At 48.6% G+C, this 26,428-nt stretch carries 26 protein-coding genes, 1 rRNA gene and 1 other annotated feature; all 27 genes read right to left on the bottom strand.

What is annotated here, in order from left to right:
• Positions 1 to 73: 73 nt before the first annotated feature.
• A complete protein-coding gene (rpoB, locus tag ABEA66_RS30595) occupies positions 74 to 3,610 on the bottom strand; it encodes a DNA-directed RNA polymerase subunit beta (RefSeq protein WP_345593582.1) in 3,537 nt (1,178 codons plus the stop codon).
• Between the two features lie 327 nt (positions 3,611 to 3,937).
• A complete protein-coding gene (locus tag ABEA66_RS30590) occupies positions 3,938 to 4,534 on the bottom strand; it encodes a class I SAM-dependent methyltransferase (protein ID WP_079915015.1) in 597 nt (198 codons plus the stop codon).
• 113 nt (positions 4,535 to 4,647) lie between these two features.
• The gene (gene rplL / locus ABEA66_RS30585; protein WP_079914992.1) at positions 4,648 to 5,013 is read right to left on the bottom strand and encodes a 50S ribosomal protein L7/L12; all 366 of its coding nucleotides are present in this window, start codon (positions 5,011 to 5,013) and stop codon (positions 4,648 to 4,650) included.
• A gap of 54 nt (positions 5,014 to 5,067) precedes the next feature.
• A complete protein-coding gene (rplJ, locus tag ABEA66_RS30580; RefSeq protein WP_192705831.1) occupies positions 5,068 to 5,577 on the bottom strand; it encodes a 50S ribosomal protein L10 in 510 nt (169 codons plus the stop codon).
• A 162-nt stretch (positions 5,578 to 5,739) separates the two neighbouring features.
• Positions 5,740 to 5,898, bottom strand: a sequence feature (ribosomal protein L10 leader region).
• A gap of 54 nt (positions 5,899 to 5,952) precedes the next feature.
• Positions 5,953 to 6,645, bottom strand: coding sequence for a 50S ribosomal protein L1 (gene rplA, locus ABEA66_RS30575; protein WP_079914994.1), 693 nt, complete (start codon positions 6,643 to 6,645; stop codon positions 5,953 to 5,955).
• A 241-nt stretch (positions 6,646 to 6,886) separates the two neighbouring features.
• The gene (gene rplK, locus ABEA66_RS30570; protein ID WP_079914995.1) at positions 6,887 to 7,312 is read right to left on the bottom strand and encodes a 50S ribosomal protein L11; all 426 of its coding nucleotides are present in this window, start codon (positions 7,310 to 7,312) and stop codon (positions 6,887 to 6,889) included.
• Positions 7,313 to 7,355: 43 nt separating this feature from the next.
• The gene (gene nusG / locus ABEA66_RS30565; protein ID WP_079915016.1) at positions 7,356 to 7,889 is read right to left on the bottom strand and encodes a transcription termination/antitermination protein NusG; all 534 of its coding nucleotides are present in this window, start codon (positions 7,887 to 7,889) and stop codon (positions 7,356 to 7,358) included.
• 15 nt (positions 7,890 to 7,904) lie between these two features.
• Positions 7,905 to 8,129 (bottom strand): preprotein translocase subunit SecE, encoded by a 225-nt coding sequence (gene secE / locus ABEA66_RS30560; RefSeq protein WP_079914996.1) that lies wholly within the window; start codon positions 8,127 to 8,129, stop codon positions 7,905 to 7,907.
• An 18-nt stretch (positions 8,130 to 8,147) separates the two neighbouring features.
• Positions 8,148 to 8,297, bottom strand: a complete 150-nt coding sequence (gene rpmG, locus ABEA66_RS30555; protein ID WP_079914997.1) for a 50S ribosomal protein L33 — start codon at positions 8,295 to 8,297, stop codon at positions 8,148 to 8,150.
• 286 nt (positions 8,298 to 8,583) lie between these two features.
• The gene (gene sigH, locus ABEA66_RS30550; protein WP_028552032.1) at positions 8,584 to 9,228 is read right to left on the bottom strand and encodes an RNA polymerase sporulation sigma factor SigH; all 645 of its coding nucleotides are present in this window, start codon (positions 9,226 to 9,228) and stop codon (positions 8,584 to 8,586) included.
• A 125-nt stretch (positions 9,229 to 9,353) separates the two neighbouring features.
• Positions 9,354 to 9,872 carry an NYN domain-containing protein gene (locus tag ABEA66_RS30545; protein WP_079914998.1) on the bottom strand — a complete coding sequence of 173 codons (519 nt, stop codon included), beginning with the start codon at positions 9,870 to 9,872 and terminating at the stop codon, positions 9,354 to 9,356.
• Between the two features lie 12 nt (positions 9,873 to 9,884).
• Positions 9,885 to 10,625 (bottom strand): 23S rRNA (guanosine(2251)-2'-O)-methyltransferase RlmB, encoded by a 741-nt coding sequence (rlmB, locus tag ABEA66_RS30540; RefSeq protein ID WP_079914999.1) that lies wholly within the window; start codon positions 10,623 to 10,625, stop codon positions 9,885 to 9,887.
• Positions 10,626 to 10,665: 40 nt separating this feature from the next.
• Positions 10,666 to 11,103, bottom strand: a complete 438-nt coding sequence (locus ABEA66_RS30535) for a Mini-ribonuclease 3 (RefSeq protein ID WP_345593573.1) — start codon at positions 11,101 to 11,103, stop codon at positions 10,666 to 10,668.
• Positions 11,100 to 12,497: a cysteine--tRNA ligase gene (gene cysS, locus ABEA66_RS30530; protein ID WP_345593571.1), complete on the bottom strand. Its 1,398-nt coding sequence runs from the start codon at positions 12,495 to 12,497 to the stop codon at positions 11,100 to 11,102. The genes ABEA66_RS30535 and cysS overlap by 4 nt, the downstream gene beginning before the upstream one ends.
• Entirely contained in the window at positions 12,488 to 13,150 is a 663-nt protein-coding gene (cysE, locus tag ABEA66_RS30525; RefSeq protein WP_079915002.1) for a serine O-acetyltransferase, read from the bottom strand. The genes cysS and cysE overlap by 10 nt, the downstream gene beginning before the upstream one ends.
• A 379-nt stretch (positions 13,151 to 13,529) precedes the next feature.
• The gene (gene gltX / locus ABEA66_RS30520) at positions 13,530 to 14,987 is read right to left on the bottom strand and encodes a glutamate--tRNA ligase (protein WP_345593569.1); all 1,458 of its coding nucleotides are present in this window, start codon (positions 14,985 to 14,987) and stop codon (positions 13,530 to 13,532) included.
• Positions 14,988 to 15,039: 52 nt separating this feature from the next.
• Positions 15,040 to 15,525 (bottom strand): 2-C-methyl-D-erythritol 2,4-cyclodiphosphate synthase, encoded by a 486-nt coding sequence (gene ispF, locus ABEA66_RS30515; protein WP_079915004.1) that lies wholly within the window; start codon positions 15,523 to 15,525, stop codon positions 15,040 to 15,042.
• Positions 15,522 to 16,226 (bottom strand): 2-C-methyl-D-erythritol 4-phosphate cytidylyltransferase, encoded by a 705-nt coding sequence (gene ispD, locus ABEA66_RS30510; protein ID WP_345593566.1) that lies wholly within the window; start codon positions 16,224 to 16,226, stop codon positions 15,522 to 15,524. The genes ispF and ispD overlap by 4 nt, the downstream gene beginning before the upstream one ends.
• A 52-nt stretch (positions 16,227 to 16,278) precedes the next feature.
• On the bottom strand, positions 16,279 to 17,373 hold the full coding sequence (locus ABEA66_RS30505) for a PIN/TRAM domain-containing protein (RefSeq protein ID WP_192705825.1): 1,095 nt from the start codon (positions 17,371 to 17,373) through the stop codon (positions 16,279 to 16,281).
• A 151-nt stretch (positions 17,374 to 17,524) separates the two neighbouring features.
• Positions 17,525 to 18,259 carry a CDP-diacylglycerol--serine O-phosphatidyltransferase gene (pssA, locus tag ABEA66_RS30500; RefSeq protein ID WP_079915007.1) on the bottom strand — a complete coding sequence of 245 codons (735 nt, stop codon included), beginning with the start codon at positions 18,257 to 18,259 and terminating at the stop codon, positions 17,525 to 17,527.
• A 74-nt stretch (positions 18,260 to 18,333) separates the two neighbouring features.
• Positions 18,334 to 19,410 carry a DNA integrity scanning diadenylate cyclase DisA gene (gene disA, locus ABEA66_RS30495; RefSeq protein ID WP_079915008.1) on the bottom strand — a complete coding sequence of 359 codons (1,077 nt, stop codon included), beginning with the start codon at positions 19,408 to 19,410 and terminating at the stop codon, positions 18,334 to 18,336.
• 321 nt (positions 19,411 to 19,731) lie between these two features.
• On the bottom strand, positions 19,732 to 21,099 hold the full coding sequence (gene radA / locus ABEA66_RS30490; RefSeq protein ID WP_079915009.1) for a DNA repair protein RadA: 1,368 nt from the start codon (positions 21,097 to 21,099) through the stop codon (positions 19,732 to 19,734).
• A gap of 153 nt (positions 21,100 to 21,252) precedes the next feature.
• Positions 21,253 to 23,694, bottom strand: a complete 2,442-nt coding sequence (gene clpC / locus ABEA66_RS30485; RefSeq protein WP_192705823.1) for an ATP-dependent protease ATP-binding subunit ClpC — start codon at positions 23,692 to 23,694, stop codon at positions 21,253 to 21,255.
• A 58-nt stretch (positions 23,695 to 23,752) separates the two neighbouring features.
• On the bottom strand, positions 23,753 to 24,826 hold the full coding sequence (gene mcsB, locus ABEA66_RS30480; RefSeq protein WP_079915011.1) for a protein-arginine kinase McsB: 1,074 nt from the start codon (positions 24,824 to 24,826) through the stop codon (positions 23,753 to 23,755).
• Positions 24,827 to 24,854: 28 nt separating this feature from the next.
• Entirely contained in the window at positions 24,855 to 25,373 is a 519-nt protein-coding gene (mcsA, locus tag ABEA66_RS30475; protein WP_079915012.1) for a protein-arginine kinase activator protein McsA, read from the bottom strand.
• A gap of 12 nt (positions 25,374 to 25,385) precedes the next feature.
• The gene (locus ABEA66_RS30470) at positions 25,386 to 25,847 is read right to left on the bottom strand and encodes a CtsR family transcriptional regulator (RefSeq protein WP_079915013.1); all 462 of its coding nucleotides are present in this window, start codon (positions 25,845 to 25,847) and stop codon (positions 25,386 to 25,388) included.
• Between the two features lie 215 nt (positions 25,848 to 26,062).
• Positions 26,063 to 26,179: ribosomal RNA gene (rrf, locus tag ABEA66_RS30465) — 5S ribosomal RNA — on the bottom strand.
• Between the last annotated feature and the right edge of the window lie 249 nt (positions 26,180 to 26,428).

The raw sequence follows: 26,428 nt of genomic DNA, 5'->3' as shown, positions 1-26,428 counted from the left end.
ACAAAACTGCATTGTAAGCATAAGCCTTATTAAGGCTGCCTCTGTAGAGCCTGACGGTCTCACGAACATTGCGTTATTCTACACCTAACTCCGCGCCTTCGAGATTAAGGTTCAGCTTATCGCTAGTTACCTCGTCTTCGTCGTCCATTTCCTTCATTTCGATTTCTTGCTCGTCTCCAGAGAGGATCTTAACGTCCATACCCAAGCTCTGAAGCTCTTTGATCAATACTTTAAAGGATTCCGGAACACCAGGCTCAGGAACGTTTTCACCTTTTACAATCGATTCATATGTTTTGACACGACCGACAACGTCATCGGATTTCACGGTCAAAATTTCTTGCAGTGTATAAGCGGCACCATAAGCTTCCAACGCCCAAACCTCCATCTCCCCGAAACGCTGTCCGCCGAATTGAGCTTTACCTCCCAATGGCTGCTGCGTGACAAGAGAGTAAGGACCAGTAGATCGGGCATGGATTTTATCGTCAACCATATGCGCCAGTTTAATCATGTACATGATCCCAACGGTAACTTCGCGTTCGAACTCTTCACCCGTACGACCATCATACAGTTTTGTTTTACCGCTGCGGTTCATACCTGCTTCTTCCATCGTATCGAATACGTCATATTCACGAGCACCGTCGAATACCGGTGTAGCTGTATGAATACCAAGCAAGTTGGCAGCCATACCCAAGTGAACCTCGAACGCCTGACCGATGTTCATCCGCGAAGGAACGCCCAGAGGGTTCAAGACGACTTGAACAGGAGTTCCGTCCGGCAAGAACGGCATGTCCTCTTCCGGCAGAATGCGCGCGATAACCCCTTTGTTACCGTGACGTCCGGCCATTTTGTCGCCTTCGGAGATTTTCCGCTTTTGAGCGATATAGACACGAACCAGCTGATTTACGCCCGGAGGCAATTCATCGCCGTTCTCACGGGTAAATACTTTCACGTCAACGACGATACCGTCGGTTCCGTGCGGCACGCGAAGGGACGTATCACGAACTTCACGGGCTTTTTCACCGAAAATTGCATGCAGCAAGCGCTCTTCCGCCGTTAGTTCCGTAACCCCTTTAGGTGTTACTTTACCAACAAGAATATCACCTGCGCCGATTTCGGCACCGACACGAATAATACCGCGCTCATCCAGATTCTTCAGCGCATCCTCACCTACGTTTGGAATATCGCGCGTAATTTCCTCCGGTCCAAGCTTCGTATCTCTCGCTTCGGATTCGTATTCCTCAATATGAATGGATGTGTACACATCCTCTTTAACTAGCTTTTGGCTAAGCAAGATAGCATCCTCGTAGTTGTAGCCTTCCCAAGTCATGAACGCTACGACCACGTTGCGGCCCAATGCTAATTCGCCCATTTCCGTAGATGGTCCGTCAGCCAAAATATCCCCGACACGAACCTTCTCGCCTTTATGGCAAATCGGACGCTGGTTGATGCAAGTACCTTGGTTGGAACGCATAAACTTATGAAGCTTATGCTTGATCAAATCACCGTTAACGAGTTTACCGTCTATCATTTGCTGACGACGTACCCAGATCTCGTTAGCCGTTACGCGCTCAACAACACCATCTACCTTGGACACGATACATACGCCGGAATCCTTTGCCGCTTTATGCTCCATTCCCGTACCTACGAGAGGCGCTTTAGGGATAAGCAAAGGCACTGCTTGCCGCTGCATGTTCGAACCCATGAGGGCACGGTTGGAGTCGTCGTTTTCCAGGAACGGAATCAGAGCCGTAGCGACGGACACAACCTGTTTCGGAGAAACATCCATATAGTCAACGCGTGCCTTAGGCAGCGTCAAAATATCATCTTTATAACGAACGATAACGGAATCATTCGCAAACTTGCCTTCTTCCGTCAGCTCCGCGTTCGCCTGGGCAACAACGTAGTTATCTTCCTCGTCCGCCGTCAAATATGCGATTTGCTCCGTGACGACTCCCGTCTTCGGATCTACCCAACGGTATGGAGCTTCGATGAAGCCATACTCATTGATTCTCGCAAAAGTGGACAAGGAGTTGATCAACCCGATGTTTGGACCCTCTGGAGTCTCGATAGGACACATACGGCCATAGTGAGAGTGGTGAACGTCACGGACTTCAAAGCCAGCGCGCTCTCTCGTCAAACCGCCGGGACCCAATGCGGACAAACGACGCTTGTGCGTCAGCTCAGCCAACGGGTTCGTTTGGTCCATAAACTGAGACAGCTGGGAGCTTCCGAAAAACTCTTTAATCGAAGCGATAACCGGTCTGATGTTGATCAGAGCCTGCGGCGTAATCACGTTAGCGTCTTGAATGGACATACGCTCACGAACTACACGCTCCATACGGGACAAACCGATACGGAATTGGTTTTGCAGCAATTCGCCGACGGAACGCAAACGTCTGTTGCCCAGGTGGTCGATGTCATCGGTGCTGCCAATGCCATGCAGAAGATTGATGAAGTAGTTAATGGATGAAATGATATCTGCAGGCGTAATGTTTTTGACCGACTTATCGATCTTGCCGTTGGCGATGACTTTTACGATCTTGCCGTCTTCGATAGGAGAGTACACATTGATGCATTGGAAAGGAATACGCTCCATCTCCGTTACACCGTTAACTGCCGTATACTCTTTGAATCCAACGTTATTCTCCAGATAAGGGAGAATCTCGTCAAGAAGACGACGGTCCAGCAATTGACCTGCTTCTGCAATGATTTCACCGGTTTCGGAATCCACCAAGGTTTCAGCCAATCTCTGATTGAACAATCTATTCTTGATGTGAAGCTTTTTATTGATTTTATAGCGACCGACATTAGCCAAATCGTAGCGCTTCGGATCGAAGAAACGAGCTACCAGCAAGCTTCTCGCATTATCCAGCGTAGGCGGCTCGCCCGGACGCAGACGTTCATAGATTTCAATTAATGCTTTATCTGTAGAATCGGTATTATCCTTATCCAGCGTATTCCGGATATACTCATCGTCACCGAGCAGGTCCAAGATTTCCGCGTCCGTACCAAAGCCAAGAGCTCTCAGCAGGACAGTAACCGGAATCTTCCTAGTACGGTCAATACGAACATAAATGATATCTTTGGCATCCGTCTCTAACTCCAGCCATGCGCCGCGGTTAGGAATAACGGTAGCCGTATATGTTTTCTTGCCGTTTTTGTCCACTTTCGTGCTAAAATAGACGCTAGGAGAACGAACCAGCTGACTGACGATAACCCGTTCGGCACCATTGATAATAAAAGTCCCTGTTTCCGTCATCAAAGGGAAATCTCCCATAAATACTTCTTGTTCTTTGACTTCACCAGTTTCCTTATTGATCAAGCGCACTTTCACACGAAGCGGAGCTGCGTAAGTAACATCACGTTCTTTGGACTCGTCAACCGAATACTTAGGCTCTCCTAAGCTGTAATCGATAAACTCCAATACCAAATTCCCCGTAAAATCCTGTATCGGGGAAATATCCTGAAACATTTCACGCAATCCTTCTTCCAAAAACCACTCGTATGATTTTTGTTGGATTTCAATCAAGTTTGGAACGTCCAGAACTTCATGAATCCGAGCGTATGACCTGCGTTTGCGTCGACCTAATTGAACAAGATGACCCGCCAACTTTGATTCACCCCTCATGTCTACTCAATAGAACAAAATAAAAGCCTCTCCTGAAGCCTTCTCGAGTAAATACTGTTGAAGTGATACTTCTTTTGGAAGCTTCTAAATGCATCAACTTTCATGTTACCATAATTTTCTCCATACCTTGTAGGTTTTACCTAAAATTTAAACATTATACGTCGAATGCTTAAACTTTATTCACCCGGGTGCGAAAAAATGTCTTGACATTTTAGCATACTAAAGACATATAACCCAATCTTAATGCTGACATTTTATAATAATACCACATACAAAATGTCAAGTCAACATAATTGTCATACAGCCCACTTATTTCACCGCTTTATAGATCCGATAGCCCTTATCCTTGTCCACTTCCGCTACTTTCGAAAATAGACTCTCCAGCTTGGCGAAGGCTGAAGGGGCTCCCTGCTTCTTCTGAATGACGACCCACAATGCACCGCCAGGATTCAGAACCTCATAGGCCTGCTCAAAAATTTGATGCACCGTCTCTTTCCCCGCCCGAATAGGAGGGTTCGTCAGAACAACATCATATTTGCGGTCGAGCACTTCTGCCAGCTTATCGCTTTGCAAAATTTCCACATTGGTGATGTGGTTGCGCTGGGCGTTGGAACGAGCCAGCTCTACTGCTCTTTCGTTAATATCTACAAGAGTTACCTTCCCTCGAGGTACACACATCGCAGCGGCAAGCCCGATCGGTCCGTATCCGCAGCCCACGTCAAGCACCTGAGCATCTTCAGGCAGCTGCATTGCAGCTATTAACACCTTGGACCCATAATCGACCCCCTTTTTGGAAAAGACTCCGGCATCGGTACTAAAGGTAAACTTGCGTCCTCTCAGTGTCTCTTCCACTGTATGTACGTCATGTGCCGCAGTCGGCTTTTGTGAATAATAATGGTCGTTGATTTCCTTCACCTCCCTAGACGTTCTTATCTATCGTCCGTGCTGTGGCCACCCCGATGAAGATAGAGAAAACCCCCTGAAGTAACAAGCTCCAAGGGGTTTAATGGAAACAGAAACTATTTTACTTCTACAGATGCGCCAGCTTCTTCAAGTTTAGCTTTGATAGCATCAGCTTCTTCTTTGCCCACTTTTTCTTTGATTGGTTTTGGAGCGCCGTCAACCAAGTCTTTAGCTTCTTTCAAACCAAGACCAGTGATCTCACGAACAACTTTGATAACGTTGATTTTGGAAGCGCCAGCGTTAGCCAGAATTACATCGAATTCTGTTTGCTCAGCAGCTTCAGCAGCAGCGCCACCGCCAGCTACAACAGCTACTGGAGCTGCAGCAGTTACGCCGAATTCTTCTTCGATTGCTTTAACAAGATCGTTCAATTCCAAAACTGTCATGCCTTTAATGGCTTCCAAGATTTGCTCTTTACTCATGGTATATATACCTCCAATAATTTATTGTTTTACGAGATTAAAATTGAAAGAAGCTTAAGCTTCTTGCGCGCCGCCGTCTTTTTCTGCCACAGCTTTAACCGCAAGGGCGAAGTTGCGAACAGGAGCTTGGAGCACGCTGAGCAACATGGACAGCAAGCCTTCTCTGGAAGGAAGCTCGGCCAGTGCCTTGATTTGGTTTACATCAACAACTTTACCTTCTACTACACCTGCTTTAACGTTCAGATGCTCGTTTTTCTTTGCAAAAGCCGTCAAGATTTTTGCAGGAGCAACGATATCGTCTTTACTGAAAGCGATGGCTGTAGGACCTGTAAGGTACTCATTCAACTCGCTCAGTTCAGCACTCGCGGTAGCACGTCTAGCCAAAGTGTTTTTCAATACTTGGAATTCAATGCCTGCTTCGCGCAGCTGCTTACGAAGCTCAGTAACTTGAGCCACGTTCAAACCGCGGTAGTCAGCAACGATCGTGCAAGAGCTGCCTTTCAGCTTCTCGGTTACTTCCGCAACCTGCTGAGATTTTTGCTCAAGAATTTTCGCGTTTGCCATTTTTGCACCTCCTAAAGTTTTCGTGAGAAAACGGTCTCCGTCATCAAAAAGTAAGTTTTCAAAGAAGAAAACGGACTCGTCAGTTACCGTATCAACTTAACTCGTAAACATTCCGCTAGTCACCGTTCATTACGTTCTATCGGTCATGTCTGCGAAGGGTTCCGCTTAAAGCAAAAATGCCTTCGCAGACAATGCGAAGGCATGATGATTCACGTTTCTTTGTGTTGAAGCAAAGAAAACCGATTCTATATCATAACACCTCGGCAGGAAATTAAGCTGTTCACCAGCACCTGCTGTCTACGGTAAGTCATATTCGATTATCAACTTAGATAGGTTAGCATGTGCGACTTAAAAAGTCAACTGCCAAGCTTATCCTTATCTAAAGGTTTGTACGTTTACACGCGCGCTAGGTCCCATAGTCGAGGAAACAGCGATGTTTTTCAGGTATACACCTTTAGCAGCCGCAGGCTTCGCTCTGTTCAAAGCATCAACCAATGCACGGAAGTTGTCAGCCAGCTTCTCAGCATCGAAGGATACTTTACCGATAGGAGCATGGATTTGACCAGCTTTATCCAAGCGGTATTCGATTTTACCAGCCTTGATCTCCTGAACCGCTTTAGCTACGTCAAACGTAACCGTACCGGCTTTAGGGTTAGGCATCAAACCTTTACCACCCAAGATACGTCCCAGCTTACCCACTTCACTCATCATGTCAGGGGTCGCTACGCACACATCAAAGTCGAACCAACCTTGTTGGATCTTGTTAATCATGTCTTGATCGCCAACGAAGTCAGCGCCAGCAGCTTCCGCTTCTTTTGCTTTTTCGCCTTTAGCAAATACAAGAACACGTTTCGTTTTACCAGTACCGTGCGGCAATACAACTACGCCACGAACAGCTTGGTCTTGTTTACGCGGGTCTACACCCAAACGTACTGCTACTTCAACGGTTTCGTCAAACTTAGCAGTTGCCGCTTTTTTTACAAGCTCAATAGCTTCCAACGGTTCGAAAACCGCATCAGCATCAATAAGCTTAGCAGCTTCTAAATACTTTTTACCGTGTTTAGGCACTTTGTTTGTCCTCCTCTGTGGTATTAGCGGAATATCCTCCCACTTGTAGTGCAACTGTTACATCATATCTATGATGTCAGTTGTCACTGATAGTGCAATCGTTACATGAGATAAATCATGTCGATTGTCACTGATAGTGCAACTGTTACATAGGCGGAGCCATGTCAGTTGTCACTCGTTGTGCAACCATTACATAGCCAAAGCTATGCCGGCTGTCACTCGTTTTTCCTGGAAACAGGAATTAGTCCTCGATAACAACACCCATACTGCGAGCAGTACCTTCGACCATGCGCATTGCAGCCTCAACGGATGCAGCGTTAAGATCGGGCATTTTTTGTTCAGCGATTTCACGGACAGTTGCACGTTTTACTGTAGCAACTTTCTTTTTGTTAGGCTCGCCGGAACCTTTTTCGATTTTTGCAGCAACACGCAGCAATACAGCAGCCGGTGGAGTTTTGCAAATAAACGTAAAGGAACGGTCCTCGAATACTGTGATTTCAACCGGAATGATCAAACCAGCTTGGTCTGCAGTACGAGCGTTGAACTCTTTACAAAAAGCCATGATGTTAACACCTGCTTGACCCAAAGCCGGACCGATTGGCGGAGCCGGATTCGCTTTACCAGCAGGAACTTGAAGCTTAACAATCTTGATAACCTTTTTTGCCATTGTGTGACACCCCCTTGTACGTAGTGTGGCGGACCTCTACGACCTAGAGCTTTTCTACCTGGTGGTAATCAAGCTCCACAGGCGTTTCCCGCCCGAACATGTTTACATGTACCTTCAGCTTTGCCTTGTCGATAAGAATTTCTTCTACAGACCCGACAAAATTCGCAAAAGGTCCCACTTTCACACGAACGGTTTCTTTCAGTTCGAAGTCAATCTTCGGCTTCGGCTCTTCGATGCCCATATGCTTGAGAATAGCATCCACTTCATCAGGAAGCAGTGCCGTAGGCTTCGAACCCGATCCTGTCGAACCGACAAAACCGGTTACTCCCGGCGTATTACGCACAACATACCACGAGTCATCGGTTTGAATCATTTCGACCAAAACATAACCCGGGTACACCTTACGCATAACCGTCTTCTTCTTGCCGTCTTTATTCACAAGCTCTTCTTCCATCGGAACCAGAACACGAAAGATCTTGTCCTTCATATCCATTGATTCAACGCGCTTCTCCAAGTTTGCCTTGACCTTATTCTCATACCCGGAATAGGTATGTACGACGTACCATCTTTTTTCCATTTCCATATTAGCCACCTATGCTCCCGTTTTATTAAAAACAAGACGAAGCAGCTCAGAAATGCCCAAATCAAGTACGTAGAAGTAAATGGTCGTGAAGACAACCGTAAACAGAACGACAAGCGTGTAGCTGGTCAATTCCTTACGACTTGGCCACTTCACCTTTTTCAATTCGGACCAGCTGTCCACAAAAAAAGAAAACGTGTTGCCGAATCCTTGCCTCATTCTAGCCAAAAAGGACACAACTACACCTCCAAGAAACTACCTAGTTTCGCGATGAGCGGTATGTTCATTGCAAAACTTGCAAAACTTCTTCAACTCCATGCGGTCTGGATGGTTGCGCTTATTTTTATTGGACGTATAGTTTCTTTGCTTGCAGTTCGTGCACGCTAACGTGATAATAACCCGCATGATGTACACCTCCTACGGACCAGCCTCAATTTTTTAAACCTTAAAGGTTCAGCAAAAAAACGCCTTACAGTTTTAAGGCTACCTATGTACTTTAGCACAGCGCCATTTAGGTGTCAAGGGAAACCTATTACTACTATACCGCTCCATTCGCCTTCGCCTATAAGTACCAGTATGGACCAAGGGACGATTCTGTAAACCTGTATCGAAAAGGAATGCTATCATTACCGGGCCAGAGCTTTCTGGATAAAAAAAAATAAAGCACCCTGCCTATGCCACGGGGTGCCTTCTATGCGTCTCTAACTTCCAAATATCGTTCCAACTTTCTCTTAACGCGCTGCAAAGCATTATCAATCGACTTCACATGACGGTCCAAATCTACCGCTATTTCCTGATAGGAACGGCCATCCAAATAAAGCATCAGCACTCTGCGTTCAAGATCGCTCAGAATCTCTCCCATCTTGTCTTCCAGACCGCTGAACTCTTCTTGATTGATGATCAATTCTTCCGGATCCGTCACGCGGGTACCGCAGATCACATCAAGCAAGGTTCGGTCAGAGTCTTCATCATAAATGGGCTTGTCCAGCGATACGTAAGAATTAAGAGGAATATGCTTCTGGCGTGTAGCGGTCTTAATAGCCGTGATGATCTGCCGGGTGATACATAACTCCGCAAAAGCCTTAAAGGAGGCGAGTTTATCCCCTCGAAAGTCCCGGATCGATTTATATAAACCTATCATACCTTCCTGTACGATATCTTCCCTGTCCGCTCCTATCAAAAAATAAGAGCGCGCTTTGGCTCGAACGAAGTTCTTGTACTTGTTAATCAAGTACTCCAATGCGTCGCTGTCTCCGTCGCGAACCGCATCGACAATGTCTTCATCTGCCTTGAGGTCATATTCGTACATTCTCAGTTCTTTGAGGTCGACACTCACGGACAATCCCTCCGGCCTGGCAAGACTACGATTCCTTATTTCCCATGAAAGCTAGGATAAGTATACATTATGTAATCTAACATCGTCAACCAAATTCCATAGACCCAAAGACCGGAAATAGCCGATTATGACTGGCCTCTCCGCCATTTTTCGAACAGAGCCTTCATGTCGCCCTTCAAATTACTGTCAAATGTGTTTCTTTTTCCAGTAGGTTCATGCTGTATCTTGTGCTGAATTTCCCGTTTGGACTGCTTAACCTTGTTGAGAAGCTCTCCGGCCGGCACACGAAATGCTCCCTTGCCAAAGATCACGTGCTGCTCGGTCATATCGGAGGTCGCCACATAAATTTGCTTGCGGCGCCCGATATGTTCGGTTACGAGCCGCTCGATGAGCTCGTCCGCCGTCTCTTTTTCCTTGGTATAAAACACAGACAGCTTGCTTTGCAAATATTTACCTCCGAGGCCCGGCACGAAGTAAGCGTCAAACACAAGCAGCACCCTGGTTCCCGAAAAAGACTGATATTCCGCCAACAGCTCGATAAGCCGGTCGCGCGCTTCCTCCAGGCTGATATCCTTTAGCTTTTGCAGCTCCGGCCAGGCACCGATAATGTTATATCCATCTACAATGAGGATTTCCTGGATCATGTTTCCAGCCGTCTATTTCGCGGTTAAACGTTGGCGTACAACCTCGTACATAAAGACGGACGCCGCCACCGACGCATTCAACGAATTGATGTGCCCGAACATCGGAAGCTTCAGCAGGAAGTCGCATTTTTCCTTGATGAGTCTGCCCATGCCTTTATTCTCGTTTCCTATGACCAGAGCGAGAGGCATGTTCAGGTTAGTTTGGTACAGCGGCTGCTGCGCGGCGACGTCGGTACCGGCCACCCAGATGCCCCGCTCCTTGAGCTGCTCTATCGTCTGGGCCAGATTCGTTACCCTAGCCACACGCACATATTCTACTGCACCGGCTGAGGTTTTGGATACCGTGGCAGTCAGACCTACGGATCTGCGTTTCGGTATAATCACGCCATGGACGCCGGTACAGTCGGCTGTCCGCAGAATCGAGCCCAGGTTATGGGGGTCCTCGATCTCATCGAGAATCAGGATGAAAGGCTCCTCGCTGCGGCTTTGGGCGTATGCCAGAATATCCTCCACTTCCACATAATCATAGGCGGCCACTTGTGCTACGACACCCTGATGCTGCACATCGTTGACCATTTGGTCCAGCTTGCGCTTATCGGCGGTCTGGACGATGACCCCGTTTTGCTTCGCTTCGGCAATAATAGGCTGGGTCAGCTGTTTTTGCGCATTTTCGGCAATCCATATCTTGTTGATGGTTCTTCCGGAGCGAAGCGCCTCCAGCACGGAATGCTTGCCAGCGATAAATTCCTCCATACGTTGTCTCTCCTTCTTTTGACGATCGGCTCTTGCCCTGCTATACTTTGCCCTCATCGCGTTCCAGGGACAGCATGAGCAAATAATGAAGTCTTTCCAATCGTTTCGTGTAATACAAATATCCGATCAAGCATTCAAAGGCGGTACTGTGGCGATATTCCAGAATGTCCGCGTTTTTGGCGGACGTTCCGGATTTGGCATTGCGGCCCCGCTTCACAACATCCGTTTCCTCTTCGGTAAGCAAAGGCAGCCATGCCTGCAAAGCCTTGGCTTGCGCCCGTGCCGACACATATTGGGTAGCCTGCTTATGCAGGTGGTTAGGCCGATGATTCGCTTTTGAGATGACATACTGCCGAATGAACATTTCATAGACCGCGTCGCCAATATATGCAAGCACGAGAGGGTTTAACTGCTGCGGGTCTTTAGCCGGCGGAAAACAGAACAGATCGGAATCGAAAGGGATGGGATCTTTCATCATTTTCTCCGCCAACGGATACCCTGTGCCGTATCTTCCAGCAGGATGCCGCGCTCGGTCAGCAAATTGCGAATCTCGTCCGCACGCGCCCAGTTTTTGGACTTTCTGGCCTCGGTACGTTCCACGATCAGCTGCTCAATCTCCTCATCCAGCAGCTCCTCTTCCGCTTTGGATAGTATGCCCAGGATGCTATCCATCTTTTCAAAATGCTCCAGCAGCAGGTTGAGCGTTCCCTGTGTGACGTTCTCCAGTTGAACGTAAGGATTCGCAATATTGACCAGCTCGAACACGGAAGTGATCGCATCCGGAGTGTTGAAGTCGTCGTTCATTTTGGCTGTGAATTGATTCAAAACCTCTGCGACGGATCGAGCCACCTCTTCAGACGCCGCTCCTTCTGCCGCGCTGGCAAGTCGATGCTTAATGTTGGCGATGCAATTGTCGATACGCGCCAATCCGTTCTTGGCCTGCTCTATCGTCTCATCGCTGAAGTTAAGCGGATTGCGGTAATGCGCGGACAGCATGAAATACCGGATGACCTGCGGGCTGATCGTCTTCAGCAGCTGATTCACATTAACGCCGTTGCCGAGTGACTTGGACATTTTTTCATTATTGATGTTAATGTATCCGTTGTGCATCCAGTAATTGGCCATCGTATGGCCGGTAAAGCACTCCGACTGGGCAATCTCGCACTCATGATGCGGGAATTGAAGATCCTGGCCCCCGCCGTGAATATCAATTGTATTCCCCAGATACTTATGCACCATCGTGGAGCATTCAATATGCCAGCCCGGTCTTCCTTCACCCCATGGGCTTGACCAGGAAATTTCACCCGGCTTCGCCGCCTTCCACAAGACGAAGTCCTGCGGATTTTCCTTGCGATCGTCCACCTCAACACGAATGCCGAACTGAAGCTCCTCCAGGTTTTGGTGGGACAGCTTACCGTATTCATCGAATTTCGTCGTACGGAAATAGACGTCTCCGCCATTCTCATAAGCATAGCCCTTCTCAACCAGCCCGTCGATAAAAGCGATGATTTCATCGATGTTTTCCGTTACACGCGGATTCAAGGTCGCTTTCCGGACGCCCAGCCCTTCCGTATCCTCGTAAAACTTCTGGATGAACATATCCGCTACTTCCGGAACGGTGAGCTCCATTTGAGCCGCTCGTTTGATCAGCTTATCATCCACATCGGTAAAATTTACAACGTAGGTAACGTCATAGCCGATAAACTCAAGATAACGTCTAACCACATCGAAGAAAATGACAGGACGGGCATTGCCGATGTGGATATAGTCGTAAACCGTTGGGCCGCACACATACATTTTGATCTTTCCCGGCTCTAGCGGCTGGAACGTCTCCTTCGCTCGAGTCAGCGTATTATAAATTTTTAGCGCCATGATTCGTTAACGCCTCCATTCTGGTTCTTTAATTCTTGAACTTGCTGCTTCAGATCATCGATTTGCTCTTGCATTTGACGGAACATATCAACGACCGGGTCAGGCAGATTATTATGGTCCAATCTTCCGACACGAACGCCATCCCGCTTCACAATCCGCCCCGGATTGCCTACCACCGTACAATTCGGAGGAACCTCCCGAAGTACAACCGCATTGGAGCCTACGTTGGAGTTGTCACCGACCGTGAAGGAACCAAGCACCTTGGCGCCGGAGCCGATGACAACATTATTGCCGATCGTCGGATGGCGTTTCCCTTTCTCCTTCCCTGTTCCCCCGAGCGTGACGCCTTGGTACAAAACGACATCATCGCCGATTTCGCAGGTTTCTCCAATGATCACACCCATCCCGTGGTCTATGAAAAACCGGCGGCCGATGACAGCTCCCGGATGAATCTCAATCCCTGTCATGAAGCGGCTGAACTGGGAGATGATTCTTGCTGTCGTAAACCATTTTCTCTTATAAAGAAAATGGGCCACACGATGCGCCCAGAGCGCATGCAGACCGGAATAGGTAAAAGCTACTTCAAACCAGCTGCGGGCAGCAGGGTCGTTCTCAAAAATCGTTTCGATATCTTCTTTCATCGACTTGAACATGATGACTCACCTTTCTCCTCATCAAGCTAGATGCAAGCAACCCCATGAAATGAAAAAAGCCCCTACAGCCTGTAAAAGGCTGCAGAGGCGTAAAAATTGCGCGGTTCCACTCTGCTTCGGACCCAATTCTCGTCCATCTCGGCGTTCGTAACGTGAACGTGACGGCATGACTACCCTGTTTTCCCATGGGGAAAAAGCTCGTCAGTGCGGCTCCCAGGTGCAATTCGGATTAACGGGAATGGATAACTTCCAGCACAAGCCCCGCTTTTACGCGGCAAGCCCGGTCACCCTCTCTGCAAATCCCTGCTCAATCGTACTCTCCTGTTCAACGCCATCATCAATTATTAATGTTACTTAGTATAACGAAAAACCGTAAGGTTTACAATAACTTCTTCAGTCGGGCAATGACCTTATCCTTGCCGAGCAAATACAAGGACATGTTCAAATCCGGCCCGTGAACTTGACCCGTCAGAGCGACGCGGATCGTCATGAACAGCTGTTTCCCCTTATAGCCGGTTTCCTTCTGCACTGCTTTAAGCAATCCGGGAATGTTCTCCACCGCGAATGACTCTGCTTCCTCTACTTGCTTCAGGAAGCTTCCCAGTACGACAGGAACGTATTCCTCCGCCAGAACGGCCTTCGCCTCCTCGTCCTCCACGGTTACATCCTCTTGGAAAAAGAGGTCGGAGAGCTTCACGATTTCGGCGGCATACTGCATTCTATCCTGGTTAAGCCCGATAAGGCGGCTCACCCATTCTTGCTGCTCGGCCGTAAGCTCCTGCGGAACGCGTCCCGCTTTTTGCAGATGCGGAAGCGCCAGCTCTACTACGCGTGAAGGCTCCGCTTTCTTCAAATAATGATTGTTCATCCAGTTCAGCTTGTCCATATCAAAGACAGCCGGGCTCTTGGAGAGACGATCCAGATCGAACTGAGCGATCAGCTCCTCCTTGGTGAAGATTTCTTCTTCCCCCTTCGGCGACCAGCCAAGCAGCGTGATAAAGTTCAATACCGCTTCAGGCAAGTAACCCAGCTCCTTATATTGCTCAATGAACTGGATGATAGATTCGTCACGCTTGCTCATTTTTTTGCGGTCCTGATTCAAGATCAGCGCCAAGTGGGCGAAATCAGGTACAGGAAGACCCAGAGCCTCATACATCATAATTTGTCTCGGCGTATTGGACAAGTGCTCCTCGCCGCGAATAACGAGAGTGATGTTCATCAAATGATCGTCTAGAATAACCGCGAAGTTGTACGTCGGAATGCCGTCCGGTCGCACGATGATGAAGTCACCGATGCCGTTGGATTCAAACTCGACATGGTCGCGGATAAGATCCTCGAACGCAATGATCTTGTCTTCCGGCACGCGGAAACGGATGGAAGGCTTGCGTCCTTCCGCTTTAAATTGCTCTACCTGCTCCGGAGTCAAATGACGGCATTTGCCGGAATAACGAGGCATCTCGCCTCTAGCCTCCTGTTCCGCCCGCTCCTGCTCGAGATCCTCTTCGGAACAATAGCAGTGGTACGCATGACCGTTTTGCAGCATTTTCTCGACAAACGGACGATAAAGGTCCAGACGCTCGGTTTGACGGTAAGGGCCGTAAGGACCGCCTACGTCCACGCTTTCGTCCCAGTCGAGGCCAAGCCACTTCAACCCGTTCAGCTGGCTGTCGATCCCCGATTCCAGGTGACGGGTTTGGTCCGTATCCTCAAACCGGATGATGAACTGCCCGTTCTTCTTACGGGCGATCAAATAGTTGAATAAAGCCGTACGCGCGCCACCGATATGAAGATGGCCCGTCGGGCTTGGTGCATATCTTACGCGAAATTGTTCTGACATTGCTGATGCTCCTCTCCTATCTGCAAAAACCGTTAAACCCTATAGGTAGTAGTTATGATAGCACACCTTGAATCAAACAAACAACCGATTGTGCGGCGATTCCTTCTCCCCGTCCGGTAAAGCCGAGCTGCTCCGTCGTCGTCGCTTTGACATTCACTTGAGAAGGATCTGCCTCGAGCGCTTCCGCAATTCTTTGAACCATAGCCGGAATGTGCGGAGCCATCTTAGGCTTCTGGGCAATGATCGTCGAGTCGATATTTCCGAGCTTATATCCCGCTTCCTTCGCCAGCTTCCATACGTCCAACAGCAGCTTGTAGCTGTCTGCATCCTTGTATTCCGCCGCTGTATCCGGAAAATGCTTGCCGATATCGCCCTGCCCGAGAGCGCCGAGTATGGCATCGCTGATGGCATGCAGCAGCACGTCGGCGTCAGAGTGGCCCAGCAATCCTTTTTCATACGGGATCTCTACGCCCCCGATAATGCATTTACGCCCTTCTACTAATTGATGCACGTCAAATCCTTGTCCCACTCGAATCATGATTTGTCCTCTCCCCTGACATTTTGTATGATCCACGACGCCCATGGAAGATCCTCAGGAGTCGTTATTTTGATATTATAATAATCCGCTTCCACAACCTGCACCGGCGTGCCGATCCTCTCTACCAGCATAGCGTCATCCGTTCCTGTAAACTGCTCCTTCTCAGCACGCTCATAGGCCTCAAGCAATAAGGAAAAACGAAAAGCTTGTGGGGTCTGAATCGCCCACAAGCTGCGCCGGTCCGGGGTGGACTGGATCGTTCCCTCCGGATCGACTACTTTAATGGTATCTTTAACTGGAACGGCCAGCACGGCGGCCTCGGTCTCCTTGGCTTTACGCCAGCACGCCATGATGTGCTCCTCTGCAGCAAAAGGGCGTACCCCGTCATGGACCATAACCCATTCCACGATTCCTTTAAGCGCCTGCAGCCCCCGGTACACCGAATCCTGCCGTTCCTTGCCGCCGACAATGATATGACGCACTTTATGAAGCCCGTACTGTTCCACGTAAGCCTTGCAGCGTTCCACATCGTTTGCCCCTGTGACCAATACGATCGTATCGACCTGGGCAATTCGTTGGAACAGCGCCAGCGTATGTACCAGGATCGGTTTACCGTCCAATTCCAAATATTGCTTGCTTTCCTCGGTCCGCATCCGCGAGCCTTTCCCTGCCGCTACGATTACGACTCCCAGCTGATTCATAGCCTTCACCTACTACTTATCTTTACGATGCACTCTTCCTATCATATACGTTTTAGAGCGCTTTTTCCAATAGTTTCGGTTTGGCAAAAATCATTCTTCCCGCAGATGTCTGCAGCACGCTCGTAACAAGAACATCCAGAGTCGTTCCGATGAAATCACGGCCTCCCTCGACCACGATCATCGTTCCGTCATCCAAATAAGCAACGCCCTGCCCGTGCTCCTTACCATCCTTAATGACCTGAACCAGGATTTCTTCACCCGGCAGCACGACCGGCTTGACGGCATTAGCCAAATCATTAATATTCAGAACGGAGACACCTTGCAGCTCGCATACTTTATTCAAATTGAAATCGTTCGTGATCACTTTACCCTGCAGCACTTTAGCCAGCTTCACCAGCTTGCTGTCCACCTCGGAGATTTCTTCAAAATCCCCTTCATAGATCAGCACCTTCACCTCGAGCTCCTTTTGAATTTTATTCAAAATATCGAGCCCCCGTCGCCCTCTGTTCCGCTTAAGCAAATCCGATGAATCCGCAATATGCTGCAGCTCTTCCAGCACAAACTCGGGAATGACCAGTGTCCCTTCAATGAACCCCGTCTTACAAATATCCGCAATACGTCCGTCGATAATCACGCTGGTATCAAGAATTTTATGCTCCTCGAAACCCTTTCCTTCATTTGAGCCTCGTTCTTTGCCTGAACTGCTTTTGGTGAGCAGCACGATAAGCTCTTCTCTCTTCACATAGCCAAGACGAAAGCCAATAATCCCGAACATTACCGTGAAAATCACTTGAAGAAGCGGCGAGAATAGTCCTGCTTGCTCGAACGGGGTCAATAGCATCACACTCATCAAGAATCCAAGGACCATCCCTAATGTTCCTGCGATTATGTCCGCAATAGGCATTGCCGATACTTTCTCTTCGCTAGCTTGCATCATTTGCAGCCCATAATTCACTGTCCAGGAACTAACCAAATAAAAAAGCGCTACTCCGGCAAACATCATCCAGTAAGCTTCTCCGCTTACCTGCTCCAAACCGAACACCGTTTCTATGATTTTAAAAAATGGTTGTCCGACGGTATCACTCCACTCATATCCCAACACGCCCCCGATAACTGCAAATAAACATTGCAACCATCTTTTCATCATAGAATCACCTCCAAAACGTTGAAATTAAAAATACCTCGTTACAATTATGAACCAAAAGTTTCCTGCCTAATCGTTCCAGCTCAAGAAAAAAATAAAAAAAGCATTTACTTCCCTTCTCAAGGAAAATAAATGCTTTTCATTTTCGCTGTTCTTACATAGATCTGGTTTCGGAATTGGCCTCGTCTCTGGAGTTGTTCTTTCTTCTCCGTTTCGGCAGGAGGCGTTCAACGTTTTTTTTTAAGCCGTACAGTGCATATAACAGCAGCGGTACAAAGATCATTTTGGATAAGGTGCCCGGAAATTTATAAGCTACGAATACGGCGATAGCGACGACTATCGGTGTAATCCAGATGGCTTTTTTCGGAATACCGACTTTTTTGAAGTTAGGATATTTCACAGTACTAACCATTAAGTACGATAACAACAGGGTGCTCAACACCAAAATAATCGTGTTCAGTTCGGTATGGAACAACGCCAGCGTACAAAGAACGCCTCCGGCTGCCGGAATCGGAAGACCGATAAAATACCCCGGAACACCGGCTACCACATTAAACCGAGCCAAGCGAAGCGCACCGCAAATCGGGAAGATCGCTGTTACGATCCAGGCCGCCGCAGCAGGCATGTCGGTAAAAGCGACTACATACATAATAAAAGCCGGAGCAACACCGAACGAAATGACATCCGACAAAGAGTCCAGCTCTTTACCGAATTCGCTCTGGGCATTCAGCGCTCTTGCTACGCGACCGTCCAAGCCGTCACACAGCATGGCAATAATGACCATAATCGCCGCCCACTCCGCTTCCTTGTTAAAAGCAAGAATGATTGATATAAATCCTAAAAACAAGTTCCCTAATGTAAAAAGATTGGGAATAGATTTAGTTAGCATTATTTGTCCACCTCTGGTTATACTGTACCCTAATATAACTTATTATATTAGGCTACTTTCTGATTGTATGCAAGTTAAATATGTCTGTCAATGAGTACTTGATCTTGAATTCGTTTCAGACCCTCTTTGATCGCACGTGCCCTGACTTCCCCAATACCGTCGACTTCATCCAGTTCGTCGATGGTAGCCATCATCAAATGAGGCAGCTGACCGAACTTCTCCACCAAATTTTGGATGATCACCGACGGGAGACGCGGAATCTTGTTCAGCACACGGTAACCCCTAGGCGATACCGTATCCTCAGCGCTGATGCTGGCATGAGGGTAGCCCAGAATCCGGGCGATATGAGAATGATCCAGCATTTCATCCGTAGCAAGTCGTCTTAGGCTGTGGTGGACATCTTTAACCTTATCCTCATTCAATTCTCTGACGTAGTCTTTGATCAAAAGAAGCGCCTCATGCTCCGTCGCACCGACAAGCTCTTCCAGCTGCATACTAATAAGACGGCCTTCGGTTCCCAACTCATTAATGTACCGCTTAATCTCGGATTTGATGCGCAGCACCATCTCTATGCGCTGCACCACATTCGTTACATCATGCAGCGTAACCAGCTCTTCAAATTCGGATGCGCCCAAATTGGTCAGAGCTTGGTCAAGCACCGACTTGTATTTCTCCAGCGTCTGAATCGCCTGGTTCGCCTTGGTCAGGATGACTCCCATGTCTTTCAGCGCATACCGCAAATTCCCCTGATACAGCGTAATTACATTTCGTCTCTGGGAGATGGACACCACGAGCTTGGAGGTTTGTTTGGCCACGCGCTCTGCCGTTCTGTGTCTAATCCCCGTTTCGGAAGAGGTTATGGAGGAATTCGGTATCAGCTGTGTATTGGCGTACAGAATACGCTTCAAATCTTCGCTTAGAATGATCGCACCGTCCATTTTCGCAAGCTCGTACAAATAGTTCGGCGAGAAGTCACAGTTAATAGAGAAGCCTCCATCCACGATTTCCATCACTTCCGGACTGTAACCGACGACGATCAACGCGCCTGTCTTTGCCCGGAGCACGTTCTCGAGCCCTTCCCGGAAAGCGGTCCCTGGCGCTACCATCTGCAGAAGCTGGCTCATATCTCTTTTGGTTTCTTCCTTGCTCATGTTGTCCCTCCTAAGGGTTTTCCGTAGGAAAACCTACTTCGTAAGCTTTGCTTGGACTTTCCGTAGGAAAGTCTACTTCGTAAGCATTCTCTTTGGGTTTTCCGTAGGAAAACCTACTTCGTAAGCTCTATTGGACTTTCCGACGGGAAAGTCAGATTTCTATGAATGCTGTAATAGCTCCGGTCTCCAGGTGGCAGCTATCGGCCGCTGTTGTTATCAGGAAATTCATATTATATATCCCGACAGCGGACGCTCACGTTTCCCAGGGGTCCCCCGTATCACTTTACGCTTTCCGTATGGATCGGTTTCCAAAATGCTACTTTATCCCAATGCAGCCTTTAACGCCTCGGCTACCGTATTGACGCCTATGACTTCTATCCCGGTTGGAGGAGTCCAGCCCTTCAGGCTTTTTTCCGGAACGATGACCCGCTTAAATCCAAGCTTCTCGGCTTCCTTCACCCGCTGATCGACCCGCGATACGCCTCTTACTTCACCTGTCAGCCCCACCTCGCCGAATACCACATCGAACGGCTGGGTAGGCTGTTCCCTTAAGCTGGAGGCTATGCTGACCGCTATAGCGAGATCGACAGCCGGTTCATCGAGCTTTACCCCTCCGGCCACGTTAACGTAAGCATCCTGATTTTGCAAAAACATGCCCATCCGCTTCTCAAGTACGGCTATGATTAATGCCAGCCGATTGTGGTCGATCCCGGTTGACATTCTCCGCGGGGAAGGAAAATTAGTCGAAGAGACCAGCGCCTGCAGCTCAACGAGCACCGGCCGGGTTCCCTCCATACTGGCTACAACAGTAGAGCCGGATACTCCGAGCGGCCTCTCGGACAAAAACAGCTCCGAAGGGTTGTTGACTTCAACTAGTCCGCTCTCCTGCATTTCGAAAATGCCGATTTCATTCGTTGAACCGAAGCGGTTTTTTACCGCGCGGAGCAAACGATAGGAATGGTGACGTTCCCCTTCAAAATAAAGCACACAGTCCACCATATGCTCCAGCATTCTCGGGCCTGCGATGGCCCCCTCTTTGGTCACATGCCCGACAAGAACGGTCGCAATGCCTTTGATCTTGGCAATTCGCATGAAATGACCCGTGCATTCCCTAACCTGCGAAACGCTTCCCGGGGCCGAGCCGATAGCAGGATGATATACCGTCTGTATCGAGTCGATAACGACAAAATCAGGCTGCACCTCTTCAATCGCGGCTTCAATTAATTCCAGATTCGTTTCGCACAACACGAACAATTGTTCGGATGCTGCGTTTAGCCGATCTGCCCTCAGCTTGGTCTGCCTAACCGATTCTTCACCCGATACGTACAGCACCTTTTGATTACTAAGGGTCAAATCATGCGAGGTTTGCAGCAGCAGCGTAGATTTGCCTATCCCCGGGTCTCCGCCGACAAGCAGCAGCGACCCCGGCACCAGGCCTCCGCCAAGAACCCGATTCAATTCTTTGTTCCGTGTTACGATACGCTGTTCTTCGCTGCTCTTAATATTTATGATCGAAACAGGCTTTTCTTTCGACTTCAGTAAGGAAGAAGAGATGCCTTGCGTTTTGGTGACGGTTTCCACTTCTTCCACAAATGTATTCCATGCTTGACAGCCGGGGCATTTCCCCAGCCATTTCGGCGATTCATAGCCGCACTCCTGGCAGCAAAATTTCGTTTTTTGTTTGGCCATTGATTATTCTCCTAGCTGATGTTCCATCCGTTGCCTATCGCATCTTATCAAAGTTTACCATTTTGTGGGGGTAAAGAAAACCCTTATCCCCCATAAAACGCAAAAACATCCTGCACCCGAGTCAGGGTACAGGATGTATAACGTAAAAGCTTATTAAGATGTTGCAACGCCTTGATTGCGAGTCACGGTCAATTCCCCGTCCTGCTCGTCGATCGTCAACGTATCGCCCTTGGAAATATGTCCGCGAAGCAATTCTTCAGACAGCCGATCCTCTATATGCTTCTGAATGGCTCTGCGCAGCGGTCTTGCTCCGTAAGTCGGATCAAAGCCTTCTTTAGCCAGGAATGCCTTGGCGTTATCCGTCAAGACAAAGTCCACTTCCTGCTCTTTCAGGCGCTTGCGAAGATCCTCGGCCATCAGGGTTACGATTTCGGCGATGTGTTTTTCCTCCAGGGAGTGGAACACGATGATTTCATCAATCCGGTTCAAGAACTCCGGACGGAAGCTCTTTTTCAGCTCGCCCATCACTTTGTCTTTCATATTGTTGTAATCCTTGCCGGCATCATGCATTGCTGTGAAGCCCAGCGATGAATTTTTCTTGATGGTGTCGGCTCCGACGTTGGAGGTCATAATGATCAGCGTATTGCGGAAGTCCACTGTGCGGCCTTTGGAATCGGTCAGACGTCCGTCCTCGAGCACCTGCAGCAGGATGTTGAATACTTCCGGATGCGCTTTTTCAATTTCGTCCAGCAGAACGACGGAGTACGGCTTGCGGCGAACCTTTTCGGTTAACTGGCCGCCTTCTTCGTAGCCTACATATCCCGGAGGAGCCCCTACGAGACGGGAGGTCGAATGCTTCTCCATATACTCGGACATATCGATCCGAATCACGGCATTCTCGTCACCGAACAAGGATTCGGCCAAAGCGCGTGCCAGCTCGGTTTTACCAACCCCTGTAGGTCCCAGGAAGATGAAGGAGCCCATCGGGCGCTTAGGATCTTTCAATCCGGCTCTAGCGCGGCGAATAGCCCGGCTGACGGCTTTAACGGCTTCCTCTTGCCCGATCACGCGATCGTGCAGGATGGATTCCATTTTCAGCAGACGCTCGGTTTCTTCTTCCGCCAGCTTCACTACCGGAATGCCGGTCCAGCTTGCCACAACCTGAGCAATATCATCAGGTGTAACTTCGGAATCGGTACGTCCCTGTTTTTCTTTCCATTCGTTTTTGGTCGAATCCAGCTCTTCACGCAGCTTTTGCTCTGTATCCCGCAGGGAAGCCGCTTTTTCGAACTCTTGGCTTTGAACCGCCGCGTCCTTCTCCTTGCGGATATCCTCGAGCTTGCTTTCCAGCTTTTTCAGATCTGGCGGTACCGTGTAAGAGCGAAGCCTTACTTTGGAGCTCGCCTCGTCGATCAGGTCGATCGCTTTATCCGGCAGGAATCGATCTGTGATGTAACGGTCGGATAGTTTTACTGCTTGTTCGATCGCTTCATCGGTAATTTTCACACGGTGATGCGCTTCATAACGATCACGCAGTCCGTGCAAGATTTGAATCGCTTCTTCCGGAGATGGCTGATCCACCGTAATCGGTTGGAAACGTCTCTCCAGCGCCGCGTCTTTCTCGATATACTTACGGTACTCATCCAATGTCGTAGCACCGATACATTGCAGCTCGCCTCTAGCCAGCGCCGGCTTCAGAATGTTGGAAGCATCGATTGCGCCCTCGGCTCCGCCTGCACCAATCAATGTATGAAGCTCGTCGATGAACAAGATGATGTTACCCGCTTGGCGAATCTCATCCATAATTTTTTTCAGACGGTCCTCGAATTCGCCGCGGTACTTCGTACCGGCAACGACCGAGCCCATATCCAGGGTCATAACCCGTTTATCTCTTAACGTTTCAGGAATTTCGTTATTAATAATTTTTTGCGCAAGCCCTTCGGCAATCGCCGTCTTACCAACCCCCGGCTCCCCGATCAGGACCGGATTGTTCTTGGTTCTGCGGCTAAGCACTTGAATCACGCGCTCGATTTCTTTACTGCGTCCAATCACAGGGTCCAGATTGCCTTCTTTGGCATAGGCCGTCAAATCTCTAGCCAATCCGTCCAGCGTAGGTGTATTCGCGTTAGCGGTGTTACCATGGTTCGTAGACACCACTTCGCTGCTGCCTAGCAGCTGAAGAACTTGCTGGCGAGCCTTATTCAGGCTAACCCCGAGATTATTCAGAACGCGGGCTGCGACGCCTTCTCCTTCACGGATGAGTCCCAACAGAATATGTTCGGTTCCTACATAGGTGTGACCCAGCTTGCGGGCTTCATCCATCGACAGTTCAATCACTTTTTTCGCGCGCGGCGTATAAGCGATATTCGTCGGCTGTTCTTGCCCTCTGCCGATTAATGCCTCAACCTCGTCTTGAATCTTCTCAAGTCCTAACCCCAAAGCGATAAGCGCCTTGGCTGCGATACCATCGCCTTCACGAATCAGCCCCAGCAAAATATGCTCGGTGCCGATATTATTATGACCTAAACGAACGGCCTCTTCTTGTGCCAAAGACAACACCTTTTGCGCTCGTTCCGTAAATCTGCCAAACATCATGTGTAACACCTCCATGAAAGAATAAATTGATCGAAAGCACGCCGGAAGAGTGCGTTAATTAGCATGAAGCTTTCTCCTGCGAAAATTTCTCGCGTATCAACTGCGCTCTTCTTATGTCTCTTTCTTCAGGAGTAAGCTTTTCTCCTGCATATTGCTGTAAAAAACCCGGCTGGGTCATGACCAAAAGCTCATTCATGACTTGCGTGGGGACATTCTTGATGATTCCCAAATCAATGCCCAATCGAACGTCTGAGAGGCGCTGAGCGGCTTCCTTGGAATCCATAATAGCCGCATAGGACATAATCCCGTAGGAGCGGCTGATACGGTCCAGAAGCTTCGCCTTCGTTTCATACTGGAGCTTCTCTCTGGCAGCCCGTTCGTGCTCGATAAGCTGTCTTACAACTCCGTGCAGGTTGTCTATGATCTCCTGCTCGGATTGCCCTAGCGTAATTTGGTTCGAAATTTGGAACAGGTTGCCCAGCGCCTCGCTGCCTTCGCCATACAAACCGCGAACCGCAAGCCCCACCTGTGTTATCGCCGATAAAATGCGGTTAATCTGCTGGGTCAGAACCAGTGCTGGCAAGTGAATCATGACGGAGGCCCGAATACCCGTTCCCACATTCGTCGGACAGCTGGTCAAAAAGCCTCTTTTCTCATCAAATGCGTAGTCCAGCTGTACCTCAAAAATATCGTCAATCTGGTTCGCCATATCCCAGGCCTCTTTGATTTGAAAACCCGGGCACAAGCATTGTATTCGCAAATGGTCCTCTTCATTCACCATAATGCTGATCGATTCGTTGTCGCTCAGGATGACGGCTCCGTTACGGGATTCGTCGGCCAGAGCCGGGCTGATCAGATGCTTCTCAACCAGCACCCGCTTTTCCAGCTCGTTCAATTCATCCAGCGGGACCAGAGAAAAATGACTGATGGTATGAAGATCTTCATTGCTTAGAACTTTCGATACTTGATCCAGCACTTCCTTGGACTGCTGGTTTGTAGCCAGCATAGGGAAAGGGTAAGACTGCAAATTTCTTGCAATGCGGATTCTGCTGCTAATGACAATGTCCGAATCCGGTCCGTCACCTTTCATCCAATCGCTTAGAGCCTGCTCTGTAAATCGTTTTGCTGTCATAAGTACACCTCCCTACTCAAAAAGGAATTCAGCCTTCGGCTACCTTTTTTTCCAGATCGCGTATGACGTCACGCAGATGAGCCGCTTCTTCGAACTCTTCTTTCTCAATTTTCACCAGCAGCTCTTTCTTTAAGGTTTCGATTTCTCTCTTATGCTTAATTAACCCACCGGAACGTTTTGGAACCTTTCCCGTGTGGTGAATATTTCCATGTACTCGTTTAAACAAAGGATCAAGCTTTTCTCCAAAATACTTATAGCAGGAGCTGCATCCAAACCGTCCCAGCTTGCTGAATTGCGAGTAAGTCAATCCGCATTGCTCACATCGGCTTGGAGGCGCCTTGGCCGCCATAGAGTTATGGGAGGACGGTTCAAAATCAAGAAGTCCCGATAAAAGATTATGAATGGAAAAGCCGTTCGGCGTTCCTGGAATCAGCTCCCCCTTTTCACGGGCACATGATTCACAAATATGGAACTCGGTCTTTTCACCATTCAAGATTTTGGTGAAATGCAATGTAGCTTGTTTTTTACCACATTCCTGACAAAGCATACAAGTCCCTCCTTATTTGCTCAACAAGGATATCAGCATAGCCTTTAACATTTTTGCCCGGATCTCATCGCGCAGCGGCAACTTCAAAACCAGCACTTCCCTCGCTATCGCGGCTCTCATAATCGCTGCTTCCCTAGGGGAGAGATAGCCGTTCTCCTCTAGCTGATACAGTAAGCCTTCCGAAGCGGTTTGATCGATGTGGGTTCCGATGGTTTTGAAAATGTGGTCGTGCACCGGCCCATGGGTCTTGAGCTCGATTTTCTGGATGCGGATATAGCCTCCGCCACCGCGTTTACTTTCGACGATGTATCCTTTTTCCAAAGTAAACCGTGTACTGATAACGTAGTTGATTTGGGAAGGGACACAGTCGAATTGATCCGCCAGCTCGTTGCGCTGAATTTCCACAATCCCGTCAGTGCTCTGCTGGATGATCTGTTTCAAATAGTGTTCAATGACTTCAGAGACATTACGCATCAATTCATCCTCCTTCCCAGAAGTAAATTGACTTTGACTTTCTTTGACTTTAATATCATTATAGCAGTTTTCTGAAAATTTGCAACTATGGAGCTCACTCAATTTATTGTTGACTCTACAATTTTTTTTATGCCCTGCGGCAAGGTCGTTTCATGCAAAAGATGCTGTAAATGCAAAAAAGCCTTCCCGTATTATACGGAAAGACTTTTGGATTTGCTTGGCGACGTTCTACTCTCCCAGGACCCTTCGGTCCAAGTACCATCGACGCTGGAAGGCTTAACGTTCGTGTTCGGTATGGGTACGCGTGGTTCCCTTCCGCCATCATCACCAAACGGTATCGATGTTTCTGCCAGGAAACATCTAAGTTTCATTTCATTCAAGGTGGCTTGCACCCTGAAAACTAGATACGAAATACATGCGTAAAGTTCGTGAATTAGTTTCCCGTTTTATTCCGGGCCCCGAGAAAGTACTAGGAGTAAGCTTCAACGCTTCTCTTCACTTTCTTGGGTTATGGATAAGCCCTCGACCGATTAGTATTCGTCAGCTCCACACGTTGCCGTGCTTCCACCCCGAACCTATCT

It is taken from the genome of Paenibacillus vulneris (assembly GCF_039543185.1).
In the GTDB taxonomy this organism is placed as follows: domain Bacteria; phylum Bacillota; class Bacilli; order Paenibacillales; family NBRC-103111; genus Paenibacillus_S; species Paenibacillus_S vulneris.
Note: the sequence above shows the minus strand (reverse complement) of the source record. Positions and strands in the feature narration are given on the sequence as shown.